Source organism: uncultured Clostridium sp. (assembly GCF_900547735.1).
Lineage (GTDB): Bacteria > Bacillota > Clostridia > Lachnospirales > Lachnospiraceae > Otoolea.
The window spans coordinates 13,743-32,715 of sequence record NZ_URHZ01000033.1 but is presented as its reverse complement, the minus strand read 5'-3'; the positions used below and the strand labels follow the sequence as shown (position 1 = coordinate 32,715).

Genomic DNA, 18,973 nt, shown 5'->3' with positions numbered 1-18,973 from the left:
TTTTCAACTATTTTTAATCATGAGTTAAGATAAACGTTGCCTTAATATATCAATTTCCTCATCTGATGGATTGATTTTCGCATAAGCCTCCAGAGTTTCTGCCGATGCCTTCAGATTCCCCTGCCTGATCATCTCCCAAATGTACTGTTTAATTTTCACCGCGTATTGCCTGAACTCCTGCTGTTCCTGAACAGCCTTGTCCACTTCGGCTTTGATATGGTCCGTTTTAATTCTTATAATATCTTTCATAAATGGCCATGCCTTCAACGCCTTTCTATATAGAGAAATTCCGGATTTGTACTCTCCTTTTTCACAGCATGCAAGCGCCAAAGAGGCATAGACGGCAAAACAATACTCCCCCGGCAAATTTTCACATATTCCCTCGGAAAGCAGCTCTTCATGTATGAGACTGCCTATATACCTTCGTTTATCCCTGGTATATTGGTCAAAAACGTCCTCTATCATCTCGTCCGTCAAATGAACATCAAAGAGCAGGCATTCCTCCATCTTCAGATAAAAAAGTGCCTCTTTCATTGTAACAGTATTGTCTGGAATTTTTCCATGTTTAATAATCTCTTCCCTGGAAAACTGATAATCCTTTACCATCCTGTACGCACAGAAAGCAATATCATCAGCCATAAACTTTTCCAAATAAGACTGGAACGATATTCCGTATTTATGAGCAAGGTAAAGCAGTCTGCTATATTCTTTATTTGCAGATATGTCGTGTAAAAGGCAATCCAATTGATCGCATACCCTTGAGCCGTTTATTTCCGCCTGATAATACATCTTCTGAATACGGATAAATTCATCTTCCTCCGGCGATTTTAAAAAGAAAGCGGCCACATTTTTTCCTAATACCGGATCTCCATCCCAGATACGGAGGATGATTTTCTGAACGTATTCAACTTTTCCATTCTCACGCTTCACATTGCAATAATATTTACCTAGTTCTTCGTAGCTTCCCGTATCATGTAAAAGATTATACCATAACTCAATATTTTCTTCTAACAGCTCGCCTTCAAGTATTCCTTTTATTAATTTAATATACTTAAAACTTTTTTGATACTGCCCACACCGGTATAGGGAAAGCGCATATTGAAAGACTCTTGCCTCCCTCTCCCTTTCATCCTGTACCCAGGCTGATGCTCCAATCCCTTCTTCACCGTTTAATATCCTCCTGTCACATTCTTCCAAAAGAGCAAACAGGCGTTCAAATAATAGATTAACTTTTGAATAATTTCTGACTCTGAGAAGTGCGTCAATCGCCTGGCTGAGAATATCCATAATTTTAATCGAATATAACTTCTTGTTCTGATTAAGGTAACTTTCCGCCGCTTCAATTACTTTCTCATACTCACCTCTGGACAGATAAATGTGGTTCATCATCCAGTGTGCTTTTATAACATAATAATTGTCATACTGTAGTCTTTGGGTTTCAATTATCTTTCTGCAGGTTTCTATTACTTTATCTTTATCATCTAAAGCCAAGTATTCCTGTGCCAACTGATACAGCATAAGAAGATTCTCCGGATCTTTTTCTAACTCTTTGAGCAATAAGGGAATATTTCTTTTACTCTTATTATTTTTCTTAAAATTGTCATCTTGAACATAACTATAATGGCCGATATATGCATCAATAAATTTAATTTTTCCTGCCTCCGGTACATGTTCGTGCACCAGGCCCTCAAATTTTCTACCTGGTAAGATTCTAAACAGCCGCTTGATGTGATCTTCCATATAACTGCTATTTCTGCTTAATGACTCATAATTTTTGATAATAAAACAAACGTCGTTAAAATGATTACATTCTCCTGATTTAAAAAAATCAATAATTAAATCCACATTTTCAAACCATTCATCTGCATCAATATAGAGAAACCACTCTCCTTTTGCTTTTTCGAGGACATAATTTCTTGCCTTTGCAAAATCATCGCACCAGTTAAAAAAATAAATTTCGCTGGTATAGCTGCGGGCAATATCCAGAGTCCGATCAGTGGATCCTGTGTCGGTTATTATAAGCTCTGATGGAATCTCTTTCAGTAAAGGCATCAGCGCCGAAAGACATCTAGCCAGATTCTCTTCTTCATTTTTTACAATCATCCCAATTGACAGTTTTATTCTATTATCCATATATCCCCTTATTGTCAAAGAAAGGCTGTGGAAAATCCACAGCCTTTACATTTTTTCTGATAATTACTGAAGCAGCTGAAGAACTGACTGAGGCTGCTGATTGGCCTGTGCAAGCATTGCCTGTGCAGACTGCTGAAGAACGCTGTTCTTCGTAAATGTCATCATTTCTTTCGCCATATCTACGTCTCTGATACGGGATTCTGCTGCAGTGATATTTTCTGTTGTTACACCGAGGTTGTTGATCGTATGCTCCAGACGGTTCTGCAGAGCGCCCAACTGACCGCGCTGTGTTGATACGGTGTTGATTGCTGTCTTGATTGTCGCCATTGCTCCCTGTGCATTTGCGAGGGAATCAACCGTTACGCCACGTACACCTAAGTTAGCTGCCTTCATATTTGTAATAGCTAAATTCAACTGGTTATAACCATCGTTGGTGTCGCCGATCTGAAGTGTCAGACTGTGGATCGCGTTACCATTTCCATCTACCTGAGCCGCTCCAAAAGTAACTTGCGTTCCTGCTTCTGTAGCTGCGCCTGCTGTGTAATTCAGTGTCTGTCCTTCCAGTTTGACAGACAGTAATCCTTTGGCCACATTACCGCTCAGAGTACCGTCATCTATTCCCTTCTGTACTGCATTCTTAATAGCGTCCTCGATATCCTTGGCTGTGTAGGATGATGCGTTAGTTTTTGTTCCCAGAGTAACGGAAATATCTCCACCAGTGATATCAACAGAGATTGTACCACCCTCTTTATCAACAGAGGTACCAATTGTAATCTTTTTGCCTGCTGCATCTGCGCCTACACTTGCATGAAGCGTATTAGCACTGGTTCCTACTGTAACATCAATCGAGCTGGCATTGTTCAGGCTTCCGTCGAGAAGCTTGATTCCGTTGAAGTTTGTGCTGTCTGCAATACGGTCAATCTCATCGTTTAATGCATTAAACTCATCCTGAATTGCAAGACGGTCTACCGGATCGTCATACGTTCCGTTGGATGCCTTGGTAGCCAGCTCGGTCATACGGTTTAACATGGAATGAACTTCCTGTAAGCCGCCCTCTGCTGTCTGAATCAGGGAGATTGCATCGTTTGCGTTATCGGTTGCTGTTTCCAGACCTTTGATCTGAGCTCTCATCTTCTCGGAAATTGCAAGACCTGCTGCATCATCGCCGGCGCGGTTAATCTTGTAACCGGAAGATAACTTCTCAAGAGATTTGGAAATATTGTTGTTGTTGATACCCAGCTGTCTCTGGGAGTTGAGTGCCATAATGTTGTGCTGAATCCTCATAATATTACCTCCATGTAATAGTTTTCCGGACTTCCATGTCCTTTTTTTGAGTGGCAGTGAAAAGTGCGCCAAGCGTGCTTTCCGTTGCCCGGTTTGGTCTGCCAAACGGGCCCTGTCTGGCAGGGAGACTGGTAAGAACATACCATCCTTACCGTCCTACTTTAAATATCGAACCGAATGGAAAAGTCTTTACCGTAAAAATGCACAAAATTGAGCAATCAATTTTGTGCATTTTTGTCTTTCACTGTTTTCCATTCACTATTTTTATTATTCCGGCTCATTAACCGTACAAACTTTCCTCAATATAGAACTCTTCCAGCGTTATTCCCTTTTCCATGATATATTTTGCAACATCCACTCCGACGTACCGGAAATGCCACGGCTCATAATTGATACCCGTACTCTCCTCTTTCCCTTTATCATACCGCAGTATAAATCCGTAATCCGCGCAGTGTTCCCGCAGCCACTTTCCTTCTTTTGTATCCTCAAATCCCTCTTCCAATCTCTGATAGGACTGGGAGCATACGTCAATGGCAAGTCCCAGGCAGTGTTCTCCTGAACCCGGAATGGAGAGTACATGCTGGGCCTCCCTGGAAGCCGCCTCCATACTGTATCCCTTTTTTACATAGCTCTTCACCTTCCGGTTAAACAGTATCTCCTGACGGTCCAATGTCCTGTAAGCCGAGCAGACAATCGGGCGAAGCCCTTCCGCTTTCATATCCGATATCATCCGAAGTGTGGTGTCATAGATTCTGGCGTCCACGGACTGTTCCGTACCCGGAAGAACCTTCAGTTCCACGGTGTAATCCTCCGGAATCGGATACCTGGCATTTGTAAGAATCAATGCCCACATATCCTCCTGGCGGATCACCGGGCCTGCTTCCCCACTGTTTCCGGCTGCCTCTTTTGTCGATGCACTTTCTGATAATGATGTATTTTCTTTTATACTATCATCCCTATTTTTACTACTAATTTGTTCTTCTCGCTCGGCTCCAGCATTTCCTCCGGCTTCGCCTTCTCCTTCAGCTCTGTCTTTTCCTTCTACCTCGCCTTTTCCCTCGAGCTCATCTTTTCCTTCAACTTCCTCTTTCCCGGCGGTCAGTCCCTTCACCCACGCAAAAAATCCCGTCTGCTCACCGGCATCCGGGTCCTTCGGCTGTTCTGTTAACTGTTCTTCCGGCGATTCTGCCGTTTCTTCGATCACTGCGCCGTCCTGTGCCTTTAGTTTCCTGACTTGTCCTCTGGCGCCTATATATGTAAACACGAGGATCAGAAGAAACGTGTAAATCATCATTCTCCTGCTCCTCACCACTAATTTATCCTGGGAAGTTTTTCTGTGCAACCTGGTTTCCCTCTCAATTCTCTATCTATTAACCAACCGTTCCGGCAGGCCATACCTGTTCTTGTATCCTGGCTCTGCCACCCGTCCTGGTTTTGTATCCTGGCTTTTTACATATTGACCTCTTACATCCTGGTCTTCTGCATCCTGATTTTTCCTGCTTTATCTTACCTTATCCTCCGCAACTGATCATTCTGCCTTTTCAATATATACTTATACAGCAGATCCTCCTGCAGATTTGTCATATCCATGAACTCGCAGCCATACCCCACCAGGTTATCGGCTCTTGGGACAACGCGGCGGATCGTGCAGTTGTAAATCATGGAATCCCGCATCTCCTCGATCACGATATCGAAGGTGTCTCCTATGCCCAGTTCCAGATCTGATTTAAACATCAGGCCTCCCAGGCTGATGTCCACCAGTTGTACGTTCTGGTTCAGATATTCCAACTCACCCGTTTCACCGTTTTCGTCGGTATAGGTGTGACTGATTCTGAGAATGACGGCCTTGCTTCTGGAACTGATCCGGAAGTACTGGCGTCTCTCGTCGTTGGTCGCCTCCGTCAGATTGATAATACGGACAATCTTAGAGGTAGACAGGTATACATTACCCACAAGCACGCGGAATCCCAGCTTTGCGTTGTAGATTTCAACCTTAACCACCATGTTGTAAGGGATCTCGGGAAGTTCATTTCTGGAACTGTTGATATCAATGTACGTATCCTTGACTTTATGTAAAATACCCATGGTGAGCAGATCGTTGCCAGTCGATTTAATCACGCAGGAAGAACCAATATAATCATCCGGTAATATAACCACTTATGCTACCTCCTTGTCACACCTTACTTATACTCATGCTTTACTTATTTGCACGTTTTCTTATTTCCACTTCTTACTTATTTCCATAACTTGCTCATCTACATATCATTCTTATATCGACACCTTGCTTATCCACACATCTTGCTTATATCGACACCTTGCTTATCTACACATTTATATCGACACCTTGCTTATCTACACATCTTGCTTATATTAACACCCTGCCTGTCTCTCCACCTTACTTCTAAGTCCGTTTCTCCCCATTTCCCCCACTGTCTCCACGCTCCCCGCCGGCTTCCTTCTCCGCCCGCTTAGCCCTCTCCGCCGTTCTGGCCGAGGTACGGGATCTTAAGAGTTTTCTGCCTGCCGTTTCCTGCTTTTTCGCCTGGGAGATGACTTCCTCGCTCTTAATCTGAGCCGACGCCTCCAGCAGCCTGCAGTAAATGGCAGCCACGACCTCGTAGAGGTCCACCGGAATGTTGCTCCCGACTTCCAGCATACAGAGAAGAGAGGCGGCGCTGTCATCCTTGAACACGGGGATTCCTTTTTTCTCGGCAATATCTATGATTTTTTCCGCCACGGTCCCGTAACCGGAGGCAATGACCACCGGGGACGTGTCTTCTTCTGCGTTGTATTTGAGCGCAACCGCTTTGTTTTTCTTAGATTTTGACATCGACACCAGTCCTTTTATACGGTAAATTTTTGAAAACGTCCATCAGGGAACGGTTTTTATCGAGTTTATCCACCTTAAGCTCCGACAGGCGGTATCCTTTTTCCTGGATGATTCCGGTAAATTCCGGAATCAGGCCTGCAAATATCCTGGCGTAGTCGCCGGGGCAGAATAGATAAAAGGAAAGCTCCTTCCCATCCGCCATGAACTCGGCCTCAAACTGGCCGATTCCGCTTATGTCAAAGGTGATCAGGACATGTACATGGCTTTCTCCGTCTTTCTCACCCTTGTAATTCTTTGAACCGCTGTCATTGGGGTCGAGCCACAGTTCCGAAAATGCCGTAAGCCCCTGGTATTCCACGGGAATGACAAAATGGAGCAGCGGTGTGTAGTTACACGGCGATGACAGCAGGCTCACGATGATCTTTTCTATCTTATCACCGTTTAAGCTGGCCATCTCGGATTCCCGATCCTGTTTTCCGATGATTTCGGCAAGGACATCCATGATCCTGGAACGGTTTTTAACCGTCTCCCCGGATCGGAATCCCTCTATATAGTCAAATATAAGCTGTTTCAGTTCTTCTTTGTTTTCCCTGCCATTGATATGAATCAGCACGTTTAACAAGGATTCCTGGAAAAAGGATTCATTGTCCTGAAAACGCGACAGGTTGTAAATGATAATGGGAACTACCTTTTCAATCTGCGGACTGTAGAGGATGCTGCTTTCCAGATCCTTTAAAAGCTCCAGGATTTCTCCCTTCAGCGCCTGAAAATGCGATGCGCTGTCCGGCGCCCGAAGCTGCATCAGCAGGTCACTGATACGTCCCGACAGGCGGCTGCTTCCCGCAAGCTGGTCACTCAGATATTCCAGGCTGTTTGCCGCCGAATCCATCACATCCTGTCTCGCAATGGTCCCGTTTACTGATTTCAGGAGATCGGCGATTTCCTTCGACATGCCGGGATTCTCCGCCAGAAGTCCCCTGAGGTTTTCAAACAGAGGTCCTTTGAAGAGGGTGGAGGCGTACTCCTGTTTCAGAAGCTCTTCCACTATCTGATCCGGCTTAATCAGGAGGGACTGGAATAGCTGCTGTATCTCCTGTGTCACCGTTTTATTGTTGACAGGAAGAAGATTTATGATTTCCTCCAGCATATAGATGTTTTTGAGGTAATTTACCGTGACGTCGGGATCCTTTAGGAGGTTCATGAGAACGGCCGAACCCGTCTCCTTCTGCAGCACGTTGTGCTGTCCTAAAAGGCCGCTGCTGTTCGGATTTTTTACTATGTGGCTGATTTCCTGGAGATCAAAGGGAATGGACGGATCTGCAACCGGTTTATTTGATTCTACTACGTTTTTACTTAACACCGGTGACGTCACCCTGAGTATATCTGCCATTACCGCAATCCCCTCTTAATCTGCCCATCCATATAATAATAGCTGCAGTTTTCTTCTTTTCTCGATATTACCAGGCGGCTGTCCCCGATGGATATGATGGTTCCGCCGTACACTTCCCTGGCAATCAGCCGGGACTTCTTGACCTCTTTAAGCTGCAAGGTCAGCTTCTGCATCTGATCTTTCATTTTCTTCTGCTTCATCGTGTTGATGGGCAGCCATATCTTTAATTCGTTCAGTTTTTCCGTCTGTTTCGGCGAAATTGTCCCCGCCTTCTGTCTGGTGTTCAGGTAGGTGATATTCTTCCTGCACTCGTCTAACTGAGCCGTGATGTCCGCAATATCCTTTTTCAGGTTCTCCACCTCTCCCAGAAGCTGCGGCGTCACACCGAGCGTCACCAGCGTCGTAATCTGGCTCATGGCTCCCACGGTTTTTACATTCATGATATTATAAACGGAGCACACTCCCCCTATAAAGGCGGCTCTTCTGCCCGTCAGAGTCAGGTTATTGCCGCAGGATACCTCCGAGTTTATGATATATTCCGCCTGTATATCGCCCCTGGCGTAGATTTTACTGTCTTCCAGAAACTTGGCGGTAATGTCGCCGGCCGCCTCCAGGACGCCGCTCTTCATTCCGCGCATTCCCTTGTAGAGGGTAATGCTGCCTCCCGAAGTCAGGGTTGCCCCTTCCACGATTCCCATAACGGTGATGTCACCCTTGGCCTTTACCGTAAATCCCTCTAAAACATCGCCCTTTATGCTGACACTTCCGGTAAAATCAATATTTCCGACAGAGTTATCCACATTTCCGCCGATATTTAAAATCTTTTCCACATGAAACCGGCCGCTGCGGAACGACAGGTTTCCCTCGCAGCCCGTGAGTAATTTGTCTTTTTCCTCGTTGTATACTACGTTTTTTCCCTGTGGGATGGGAGGCATAATGCCCGGTTTTCCATACACAGTGTTGCCGAAGATATCCACACCGTCCTGGGGCGGCTCCGGCGGGGTCAGTTCGCAGACAAGCTCCCCTGCCTTTACATTGTGAATGTAGTTTGTGCTTTTAAAATCGATGCTGTCATTTTCCTTGGAGGCAAACTTGACCTCCTTGTGCCTTGGAAAATAGTCCTTGATTTTTCCGTTGGTTCCGTCGACAGCCGGCGTTCCCTCCGCAAACTGGAACACCTGATTGTAAAGCTCATTTTCCACGATGTCTTTCAGTTTGTCTTCGTCAATTCCGTATTCGATTCCCATCTGGTCCAGCATATCCCGAAGTTCTTCCAGCGTAATGTCCCGGCCGCCTCCCACGGGGCTGTTTACCAGAATCGAGGCGCTCATCTTATCCTCCGCGACTGCGATTTCTGCAAATGCATCTTTTGGTTCAACCTCTGCATTTTGATCGCTTTCAGCAGGATTTGTGTCCGCCGGGGCATCATTCCCGGCGGACGCAGGAGAGCCGGAAGTATCCTCTGTTCCAAGCTCTCTCTTCTTCTCCGTATCATTCCAGTCTTCGACCGTTTCGATTAAATCGCTCATGGTGTCGGACGGTTTATTTTTCGTCTCTTCCGGTTCTTCCTTCAGGTATCCCTCATCCGGATCCAGATCTTTAAGCCGGAATTTCTTTTTCTCCTCCGGCTCACGTCGCTTTTCTTCTCTGTCTTCCCCGCTTGCCGTATCTTTCCTATTTCTCGAAAATAAGCTGAAAAACCGGTTTTTCTGTCCCATAAGATCCCTCCTGTTACCATTTCCGGTCCATATCCCGCGAGACATTTTTTTAAGTACATGCTGCGTAAACAAGAAATATACCGCAGTGATACTCTCAGATTACACGCAGACATCCCTATCTCAGATTATTAATCATTTCCTCAAGCTGATCCGCCACCGTGACGATCCGGCTGTTGAGCTGGAATCCTCTCTGCGATTCAATGATGCTGACCATCTCTGTTCCGATATCCGAGTTGGAACCTTCCAGAGCCTGTGCTATGATTTTGGGATTGCTGATTACATACTCGTCCTCATCGGCCTCTTCCTGGTCCACCTCATACCATTCGCCGCTGGTGGCGCTGGTGCGGAAACGGTTATTTCCGGCCGCTTCCAGTCCTGCCGGGTTGTCGCAGGTAAATAAGCCGATCTTGTCTTTCAGGTTTTCCAGGTCAAGGACGTTCGTATCTTCCTCACGCTCCCCTTTTCCCTTCACCGTCTTGTATTCCAGCTCTACGTAGTCGCCATCCATGCTGAGCACATAATGGCCGTCCTTCGTGGTCAGGTAATTGCCGTCTTCCGTGGCCGATATCTGGAAGGAACCGTCCCGTGTATAAAGGGGTTCTTCCTCGTCCTCACCGCCCTCGATGGCAAAATAGGCATTTCCCACAATGGCAAAATCCGTCGGGCTGTCGGAAGGGAGCAGATTGCCCGCCGTTACGTCGGTTTTTATCTGGCCGACCTTAATTCCGTGGCCTACCAGGTGTTCTCCCTCGGCCTTTGTATCCATCTGTGTCTTCATAAGCTCATCAAAGGAAACCTTTGACGCTTTAAAAGCGGTTGTATTGACGTTTGACAGGTTATTGGCCGTCACGTCCAGCTCGGCCTGAAATGACTTCATGCCGGAAACCGCTGAATAAAATGCACTGTTCATACTATCTGTCCTCCCGGATCGTAAATCAGATCTTTCCGATTTCCGATGCCGTCTTCTGGTTCATCTGATCGATAATCGTGATTGCCCGGCTGCAGGACTGGAATGCTCTCTGTATTTCCATCGTCCTTGCCATCTCATCGTTTAAATTTACATTGGACTGTTCCAGCTTTCCCTGGTACACCTCCGGATAACTCTCCGTGAGCTGTGCCGTTCCCGCCCCGAACATTCCGTTGTCATAGACCTCCAGATTCTCGTAATTATCAGCCTCTACAATGTGGAATAAATCCAGTTCTCCGCCCTCATTGTCGTAAATGACGCCGTTTGTCCCGACGTTAAAACCGTCCTCACCGATTTCGATTGGACCCGCGTCTCCCATGACATATCCCTTGCCGGGAAGCACCAGATAACCTTCCTCATCCTTCTCAAAATTGCCGTTTCTGGTCAGATATTCTCCGTTTTCTCCCTGGATGACAAAGAAACCGTCACCGTGAATCGCCATATTAAAGGCGTTATCCGTATCTATGATAATTCCTTCTTCAAAATTCGTCGCTTCCTGGCCCACAACGGCAATCGGAGAACCCTGGCCGATCGGCGTTGTCTGACCGCCCATCTGGCGCACCAGCTGCTGATCAAACGTGGTTCTCACAAGGCGTTTGGAACGGTATCCCGGCGTCTTCTGATTTGCCATATTATCGGCCGTTACATCTAATGCCCGGCGGTTCATCAGCATTCCCGAGGCCGCCGTATAAAATCCTGAAAACATACTCTCATCCTCTCACATACTCGTCCAGATCTGCCTTCAGCTTTGTAATCGCTTTTGTATGGATTTGGCAGACTCTGGATTCGCTGATTTCCAGAACCTCTGCGATTTCCGAGTATTTCAATTCCTCATAATAGTAAAGAGTAACCACAAGCCGTTCTTTTTCCCCAAGAGACTCGATGGAGCGCGTAAGCGTCCGGCATATCTCTTTATAAAACAGGCTCTCCTCCGGCTTGTACGAATCGTTCCTGTTCTCCGGCTCCGCCCGCAGGGCTGATCCGGTTATATCCTCCAGCATGGATTCCAGAGAAATAATCGAGGAATGGTTCATATACTGAATGTGGCTTTCCACTTTTTCCTTCGGGAGTTCCATATAACGGGCTATTTCTTCCACGTCGGGTTCCCTCATATCGCGGTTGGCGAGAAAAGCGGAGGCCTCCTCAATCTTTTTGTTGAAGTTTCTTGCCCTGTGCGGAACCCAGTCCTGTTTTCTGACAAAATCGATCAGGGCGCCGCGGACTCTTATGTACGCATACGTTTCAAATCTGGCTCCCTTTGTTTCATCATACCGGTCCATGCAGTCCATCAGGGCCAGCACTCCCTGGTTAATCAAATCTTCTTCCTGGGCGTAGCCGGATGCCACCGCCCGCATCTGTACCGCTGCGGAGCGTACAATATAGAGGGTGCTCATGGTCAGTTCATTTCTTATCTCATGGTCCTTCGTCTTCTGATACTGTAGAAGCGCCTGCATGAAACCGCTCTGCTCCGTGACGCCATGCTCATGCCCGGTCCCCGGTTTTTCATGGTTATTCCGACTGCTTTCCATAGGCATCTATCTCTTGCTTTCGTTAGTTTAAGGCGATGCTTCCCAACGCCTGTATCTGAATGTTATTGTCAATCTCACTGAAAGAAACGACCGTCACATTGGGATAGAACTGATCGATCAGTTTTTTGAAATAAATCCGCACCATCGGCGATGTAAGCACGATTGGCACACTGACCAGCTCTTTGATCTTGCCGATCTCAGTGGTGGAGACATTGATAATCTTCTGGATTGTCACCGGATCAAGGGCCAGGTAGGACCCCGTATCCATCTTTTTCACGGAAGACATAATCATATTCTCTATCTTTTCATCGAGACTGATCACCTTCATCTGTCCCGCCTCGGAGAAGCGGTGGGAAATGGTTCTCTTAAGCGCCTGTCTTACGTACTCAGTCAGCATATCGGTATCCTTGACCTGGGAGCCGTAATCGGAGAGTGTCTCAATGATCGTCTCCATATCCCGGATCGGAACGCCTTCCCTGAGAAGGTTGGCAAGCACTTTCTGGAGATTTCCGACCGTAATGACGGACGGGATGGTATCATCCACAATCGTGCTGTTGGTTTTCTTTAAATTTTCCAGCAGGTTGTTGACTTCCTGCCTGTTTAACAGTTCGTGCAGATGTTCCTTGATAATCTCCGACAGATGGGTGATGATTACCGAGGTCGGATCGATCAGAGTGTAACCCGCCAGTTCGGCCTGGATCTTCTTATCCTCACTGATCCATTTGGCCGGAATGTGAAATGCGGGATCCACGGTCTCAATTCCCGGAATGTCGTCGCTGTCCTCGCCGGGCGCCAGCGCAAGGAAGTGATCCGTCAGGATATCTCCCCTTGCCACCTCTTCCCCCTTCAGCAGAATACTGTACTGGTTGGGATTGAGCTGGCCGCTGTCCTTGATTCGCACGGACGGAATGACAAATCCCATCTCCACGGCCATCTGCTTTCTGAACATGACGACGCGATCGATGAAATTACCGCCGCTGGACTCGTCCACCAGCGGAATCAGACTGTAGCCGAATTCCATTTCGATCTGCTCCACGCTCAGCAGACTGTATACGTTTTCTATATTTTTGTAGAAGGACGCCTCGCTTGTCACTTCCGTCTCAATAAGACCGGGAGCGGCAGCCGCTTCCTCCGCGATGCTTTTTTCTTTCTTCTGCAGGTAGTAGCCGCCCCCGATCATGATCGCCGAAATGACGAGGATCTGGGGTACCGGAAATCCCGGAATCAGCACTAGACAGAGAATGGCCGTGCCCGCAATCATGATTACCTTGGGCTGGGCTAAGAACTGGCCGGCCACGTCTTCACTCAGGTTGTTCTCCGATGCCGAACGCGTAACAATCATACCGGTTGCCACCGAGATCAGCAGCGCCGGAATCTGGGATACCAGTCCGTCACCGATGGTGGCCGTCGTGTAGATCTGCATGATATCGGAAAAGGTCCCCTGATGGTTGGTAAAACCGACGATAAGACCGCCTATAAAGTTGATCAGTGTGATAATAATGGAGATGATGGCATCTCCTTTTACGAATTTGGTGGCGCCGTCCATGGAACCGAAGAAATCGGCCTCCCTCTGTATCTTGGAACGCCTTGTCCTGGCCTGGTTTTCGTCGATCAGTCCGCTGTTTAAGTCGGCGTCGATGGCCATCTGTTTTCCCGGCATAGCGTCCAGGGTGAACCTGGCCGCAACCTCCGCTACTCGCTCCGAACCCTTGGTGATGACGATAAACTGTACTAAAACGATAATCAAAAAGATGACAAAACCAATAACCACATTGCCTCTGATGACAAACTGGCCGAATGTCTTTACAACCTGACCCGCATCACCGTTGTTAAACAGGATCCGCCTTGTGGATGAGATATTCAGTCCCAGACGGAACAGCGTCGTAATCAGAAGGATGGACGGGAATATGGAAAATTCCAGGGCCTCCCTGATATACATGGTCATACACAGGATCAGGAATGACAGTGTAATATTGATTATGAAAAAGAAATCCAGTAAAAAGGTCGGCAGAGGGATGATAATCAGGAATATAATCCCGATCACACCGGCTGTCACCAGCATATTAAATCGTTTCAAGACAATCCACCATTTCGAATGATATTTCTGGTATTGATAATCTCACTGACTTTCACGCCAAAGTTATCATCAATCACTACTACTTCTCCTCTGGCAATGAGCTGTCCGTTGACGATAATGTCCACCGGGGCGTCCGCTGCCTTATCCAGCTCGATCACCGTTCCGTTGTTAAAATTCAGAACATCCCTGAGCTTGCGCTTTGTTTTTCCAATCTCCACGCAGACATTCAGAGGGACATTCATAATCAGGCCAAGGTTGCCCTTCACCGCCGGCTCCGCCTCCTGGCTCTGTACCGCCGGATGAACCGCGCCTCCCAAAGTTCCGGCCTGCACCGCAGAAGCGCCTTTTGCCTGAGGTACGGGGGCGGATGACGCCTGCGCCTGACCGGCTGCCATACCGGCTCCCGTTTCCATATTCTGCAGATTTAAAGCCCTCTCCTGCTCCAGTTTTTCCCTATTTGCCTCTATTTTCTGTTCCATGGCCTCTTCAAGGCTCCGGAACGCTTCTTCCGACACACACTGGATAAACTCACTCTCGATCATCTCATTGATCACGAGTTTATAGGTGATTACGTTTGTGGTATCTTCTCCGTCGCCGCCCATTACTTTTTCCAGCTTCAAACCGTCGTCGGAGAGAAGGAGCTGGCAGGATGAGGCTCTCATTCCAGCGCCCTCCACCAGATATTCGGAGATAGCGTCGGCCGCCGCTTTTGTCATCTGGCTCATAATTTCGCCTGCCGCGCTGACGGCCACCTCGTCGAACAGAAAGTCCGGCTCCGGCAGATCATCGTTGCCCATCAGTTCATTTAAAAATACCTGCATGTCTCTTTGGCGGAAAATCATCGCGATCGTTCCGGACGCCCCGTCGGTGAGACAGAATTTAACAAAAATCACCGGTTCTAAAAGAGCATACTCCACCTCTTTTACCTTCATCTCCTTTAACTGCGGAGATTTGACTTCGATATTAGATTTCAGTATGGACGAAAGGGCTTCTCCCGATCGTTTTGCAAATAATCCCATAATGTCATGGAAAATCACTACCTGTTCATTCGTCATAACCCTTAACTCCTTTTATTTCTCTTTCCTTCTGCCGAATCGTCTTTCTTTCTTTTCTTTCTTATCCTTCTTTTCTTCTTTCTCTTCCTGCTCCGCCTGAGCTTCCTTGACGCTTACCGGAAGCAGCTTGTAGAGCTTCTCCTCAATAAAGCGGGGGTTTTCACCCTCCTGGATGGCAAGTACCCCTTCCATCACAAGGTTTTTACAGATAAACTCCTCTTCATGGCGCATTTTCAGTTTGGAGGCGATGGGGAGAAATACGATATTGGCAAGGAAAGAACCGTATAATGTTGTAATCAGGGCTACGGCCATACCGGATGCAAGCACATCCACGTCCTGCATATTGCCCAGCATCAGGATCAGACCGATCAGCGTTCCTATCATACCGAATGCCGGTGCAAAGGCGGCTCCCTTTTCGTAGAAAGCCCGATCCAGGGCATGCCGGTCTTCTAACTGCATCAGTTCTGTTTCCATCAGTGTTTTAACTTTTTCCTGATCCACGGAATCCACTACCAGCATCAGGCTGTTATAAAGAAATGGATCGTCGATCTCCGTCAGTTTGTCTTCCAGGGACAAAAGGCCTTTCATTCTGGCCTCCGTCGCCAGGTCTACAATCTGCTGTATCACCTGCTTGGTATCGAATTTCTGAGGCCTGAATACGATTTTTAAGTGTTTTCCTATTTTTTTGAAGGAACTTCCGGGAAATGCGATCATCATAACGCCGATGGTTCCTCCCACTGTGATAAAAAGGCTGGGGATATCGCCGAATGCCTTTAAGTTCGTAAAAATGAACCTCATGGTATCCGTATCGAACATCATGCCGAATAATACAAATCCTACCGCCATTAATAAACCGAGTATTGATAAAGCATCCATAATGTTATTTCCTTCTCACTTAATCTTTTTCTTATGTCCTCATATTACTTCATTCTGTCCAGCAGTTCTCTGAATGTGTCTCTCTTAAATTCCACGACCTTATCAATTACCTGTTCTTTATTCTCCCGGACAAGCAGGTGCTTTCCGTTCGTCAGCAGGATTGTCGTGTCCGGATTCTCCGTGATAATCTCGATCAAATCGCTGTTGAGCACGAACTGTTCTCCGTTCAGTTTTGTCAGTGTAATCATAACCTCACCTGTTTAACCTTTCTCTCTGCCTGTCCGGGTGATCTATACTCTTAATTCCTGTCTTACCGGCTCACTATCTCTTCAGGTTTACAAGCTCCTCGAGTACCTGGTCGGATACCGTGATGATACGGGAGTTGGCCTGGAATCCTCTCTGTGTGACAATCATATCCGAGAATTCGGTTGAAATATCCACGTTGGACATCTCAAGAGCCGAAGAGCGGAGGGAACCTGAACCGCCGTTACCCGGCTGGCAGGCTTTTGCCTCTCCCGAGTTGGAAGAAGCGGTAAAATAGGAGTTACCTATCTGCTCCAGACCGTACGGGTTATCAAAGGTTACCAGATCGACGCGGCCAATCTGGAGAATTCCAAGCTGCGGGTGGGTAATCTGTACAATACCGTCGGAAAGAATCGCGATTGGGCAGTCCGACAGAGCCTGTGCTCCGCCCTCGGTTCCGCTTTTAAGCGTAAATGTCTTGTCTCCAAGGCCCAGGTTCTTTGCCTGGTAGGATGCGGTTGCCTTACCTTTTTCAGGCGCCGTTGCAAATTGAACTGAATCCGTACCTGCCGCGTCCGCCGCCTCATCCGGAGTCTGACCGCCGTTGACCGTCTTAAATGCCGTTGAGATGGCATCGAATCCCTTATGTGATAATTCTATGCTCTGTCCCGGTTTTTCCATACTTCCGGCCGCAAGCACCTCTGTCAGCAGAACCGACTTCGGGCTTACGCTGTCCGATGAAATCTTCCCTGTAAATGTTCTGGTGTCGGCTCCGTCTTTAATCTTTGCCGTAACCTCCCAGTATGCCAGATCCGTGCCGTCGGCCTTATGGTAAACAGCGCTGTATTCCACGTCGCCTTTTGCCGTAAACATCGGGCTGGTGCTGACGGTCTTCGGTTTCATGCCGCCGAAGATTTCTTTGTTGTCCATGGTCATGGTACCGGGATTGATACCGAAATTCGCTTTTACTATCTCTTCACCGGTTAAAGACACGGCAAAGTTCCCCATCTCCGGCTGTGAAGAAATGGAAAAGTTTCCTGCGGGATGGGTCTGGCCTCCGTTCGCTTCGGAGATCGCTTCGTTCATTTTATTTGAAAAGTCTTCCAATGATGTGAATCTGGCAGTCGGATTGACACGGACCGTGATTGAATTGGATGTAAGTTCACTCGTGTTGACCTTTACATCGGATCCATCCGGAAGTGTTTCATCTAACTGGAAATGGAAGGTGACATTTGCTGCATCGTTTGCATTTTCTGACGTGATGGTATATTCAACCTCGTTGATCGTTTCCTTTGCTTCTGCTTTTGATGCAGAGAGGCTGGGAACGCTGAGATGAATTTTTTCACTGGCTGCGGCCTTTCCCATGGGGTTTCCCGAAACGCCCAAAACCGTATAGCCGTTGCTGTCCACCAGATTGTTTGTACTCGGATCGACGTAGAGTACGCCCGCTCTCGTATAAAACGTATTGCCAAACGCATCCTGTACCTGGAAGAATCCTTCTCCCGTGATGGCGAGATCCAGGCCTCTGTCCGTACTCTGCAGTGCGGATCGTCCCATGTTCAGATCGATTCCGCCAAGCTGTACGCCGTATCCTACCTGGCTGGCATTCTTGCCGCCTGTATCATTATCGCCTCCGGTTGCACTCTGGAGTGTCTGGTAAAAGACATCCTGAAATCTGCCCCGGCCTGATTTAAAGCCAAAAGTATTTACGTTCGCAATATTGTTGCCGATTACATCCAGTTTGCTCTGGTGTGCTCTCATGCCCGATACTGCGGAATAAAGAGATCGTAACATATTAAATTCTCCTTTTCCGAACCGCCCCATCCGTCCGGCATTCGGGATGGGCATTAGCTTCCAAAAGGACCAGCTATATCATAACGGTTCCATCAATATTCGTGAAAATCGCCCCTTTCAGGCTCTCGTCACTGACTACGGTTACCACTTTGTTATTTTTCAGATTCACCACATAAGCGGTGGAATCCACCAGAATCAAAGGTTCTTTCAGTCCCTTCTCCTCTGCCAGGCGCACTCCCTCGTTGAGACGCTCCAGATTGGCGGATGATATATCCACATTTCTCTCCACCACCCTGTTCACGGCGTGTTTTGAAAATGAGAGTTTGCTCTCATCACTGATTTTCTGCTCCAGAATTTCCTTAAATGAAGTCTCCGGTTGTTCCTTCTGCTGTTCCTGTTTCTGAATCTCCCAGGGATTTCCGGTGCAGATAGGTGACTGTAATCGTTTGTTATATAAAAATGAATCCATACAGTGCCTCCTTTCTCCTGATATCTCTGTTTCAAGTTTCCTGTAATATGTTCTGTTACTTGCCGCTGTTATTCTTTTTGTCGTCACCATCATTGTTGCCGCTGTTGTTTCCGTCGTTATTACCACTGTTGGAATTATTTTCCGGCGGGGTCTGGACTTCCATGATTTCACTCATCTTATACGGTTTGTCGTTGACAAATACCAGATACTCATTATCCACCAGTGAAATCTTGTTGACGATTCCTTTTGACGTGTCGAGTTCACCGCTCACCGTCATTTTGGAGGCAACCACATATTTGCCCACCATTGAAGTGATATAGGTGCTCTTGGAATTGTAGGCCATCTCCTCCATCTGCTGCATTGTCGTGAACTGGGCAAGCTGTGTGACATACTGGGTATCATCCACCGGATTCATAAAATCCTGGTTTTTGAGCTGGGCTATCATAAGCTGCAGAAAATCGTCCACCGATACCTGTTGATCCTCCGGATCCGCAAAGACTGCATCGATATTGCTCCCTGTCTGGTTCGTCTTATCGGTTCCGTTGTAGGTATAGTCGTTAACCTTATTGGAAGGATTCGTATAATCTGTATCTACCGGCATCTTTCTC

17 protein-coding genes are annotated in these 18,973 nt (G+C 47.2%); all 17 read right to left on the bottom strand.

From position 1 onward, the window contains the following. Positions 1–24: 24 nt before the first annotated feature. The 17 genes from QZT18_RS12025 to QZT18_RS11945 all read right to left on the bottom strand — a co-directional run bounded on the left by QZT18_RS12025 (position 25) and on the right by QZT18_RS11945 (position 18,966). Positions 25–2,133: a glycosyltransferase family 2 protein gene (locus tag QZT18_RS12025; protein WP_294148245.1), complete on the bottom strand. Its 2,109-nt coding sequence runs from the start codon at positions 2,131–2,133 to the stop codon at positions 25–27. Between the two features lie 63 nt (positions 2,134–2,196). Continuing rightward, complete coding sequence (locus QZT18_RS12020; RefSeq protein ID WP_294148244.1) at positions 2,197–3,417, bottom strand: flagellin; 1,221 nt, start codon at positions 3,415–3,417, stop codon at positions 2,197–2,199. A gap of 280 nt (positions 3,418–3,697) precedes the next feature. Further along, positions 3,698–4,711: a M15 family metallopeptidase gene (locus QZT18_RS12015; RefSeq protein ID WP_294148243.1), complete on the bottom strand. Its 1,014-nt coding sequence runs from the start codon at positions 4,709–4,711 to the stop codon at positions 3,698–3,700. A 212-nt stretch (positions 4,712–4,923) separates the two neighbouring features. Then, positions 4,924–5,574: a PilZ domain-containing protein gene (locus tag QZT18_RS12010; RefSeq protein WP_227031293.1), complete on the bottom strand. Its 651-nt coding sequence runs from the start codon at positions 5,572–5,574 to the stop codon at positions 4,924–4,926. A gap of 244 nt (positions 5,575–5,818) precedes the next feature. Beyond that, entirely contained in the window at positions 5,819–6,247 is a 429-nt protein-coding gene (locus QZT18_RS12005; protein ID WP_294148242.1) for an EscU/YscU/HrcU family type III secretion system export apparatus switch protein, read from the bottom strand. Further along, entirely contained in the window at positions 6,234–7,637 is a 1,404-nt protein-coding gene (locus QZT18_RS12000) for an antitoxin (protein ID WP_227031295.1), read from the bottom strand. The genes QZT18_RS12005 and QZT18_RS12000 overlap by 14 nt, the downstream gene beginning before the upstream one ends. After that, positions 7,637–9,355 carry a DUF342 domain-containing protein gene (locus QZT18_RS11995; RefSeq protein WP_294148241.1) on the bottom strand — a complete coding sequence of 573 codons (1,719 nt, stop codon included), beginning with the start codon at positions 9,353–9,355 and terminating at the stop codon, positions 7,637–7,639. Before QZT18_RS11995 ends, QZT18_RS12000 begins: the two co-directional genes overlap by 1 nt. A gap of 115 nt (positions 9,356–9,470) precedes the next feature. Beyond that, positions 9,471–10,265 (bottom strand): flagellar hook-basal body protein, encoded by a 795-nt coding sequence (locus QZT18_RS11990; RefSeq protein WP_294148240.1) that lies wholly within the window; start codon positions 10,263–10,265, stop codon positions 9,471–9,473. A 25-nt stretch (positions 10,266–10,290) separates the two neighbouring features. After that, positions 10,291–11,028 (bottom strand): flagellar hook-basal body protein, encoded by a 738-nt coding sequence (locus QZT18_RS11985; protein WP_294148239.1) that lies wholly within the window; start codon positions 11,026–11,028, stop codon positions 10,291–10,293. A gap of 4 nt (positions 11,029–11,032) precedes the next feature. Then, positions 11,033–11,851, bottom strand: a complete 819-nt coding sequence (locus tag QZT18_RS11980) for a FliA/WhiG family RNA polymerase sigma factor (protein WP_366925864.1) — start codon at positions 11,849–11,851, stop codon at positions 11,033–11,035. 22 nt (positions 11,852–11,873) lie between these two features. Beyond that, a complete protein-coding gene (gene flhA, locus QZT18_RS11975; protein ID WP_294148238.1) occupies positions 11,874–13,928 on the bottom strand; it encodes a flagellar biosynthesis protein FlhA in 2,055 nt (684 codons plus the stop codon). After that, positions 13,925–14,983: a flagellar motor switch protein FliN gene (gene fliN / locus QZT18_RS11970; RefSeq protein ID WP_294148237.1), complete on the bottom strand. Its 1,059-nt coding sequence runs from the start codon at positions 14,981–14,983 to the stop codon at positions 13,925–13,927. Before fliN ends, flhA begins: the two co-directional genes overlap by 4 nt. A 15-nt stretch (positions 14,984–14,998) precedes the next feature. Continuing rightward, positions 14,999–15,859, bottom strand: coding sequence for a motility protein A (locus tag QZT18_RS11965; RefSeq protein ID WP_294148236.1), 861 nt, complete (start codon positions 15,857–15,859; stop codon positions 14,999–15,001). A 44-nt stretch (positions 15,860–15,903) separates the two neighbouring features. Further along, the gene (locus QZT18_RS11960) at positions 15,904–16,107 is read right to left on the bottom strand and encodes a flagellar FlbD family protein (protein ID WP_294148235.1); all 204 of its coding nucleotides are present in this window, start codon (positions 16,105–16,107) and stop codon (positions 15,904–15,906) included. Positions 16,108–16,180: 73 nt separating this feature from the next. Then, positions 16,181–17,896 carry a flagellar hook-basal body complex protein gene (locus QZT18_RS11955; protein WP_294148234.1) on the bottom strand — a complete coding sequence of 572 codons (1,716 nt, stop codon included), beginning with the start codon at positions 17,894–17,896 and terminating at the stop codon, positions 16,181–16,183. Between the two features lie 73 nt (positions 17,897–17,969). Continuing rightward, positions 17,970–18,365: a TIGR02530 family flagellar biosynthesis protein gene (locus QZT18_RS11950; RefSeq protein WP_294148233.1), complete on the bottom strand. Its 396-nt coding sequence runs from the start codon at positions 18,363–18,365 to the stop codon at positions 17,970–17,972. Between the two features lie 55 nt (positions 18,366–18,420). Further along, positions 18,421–18,966, bottom strand: coding sequence for a flagellar hook assembly protein FlgD (locus QZT18_RS11945; RefSeq protein ID WP_294148232.1), 546 nt, complete (start codon positions 18,964–18,966; stop codon positions 18,421–18,423). Positions 18,967–18,973 lie beyond the last annotated feature (7 nt).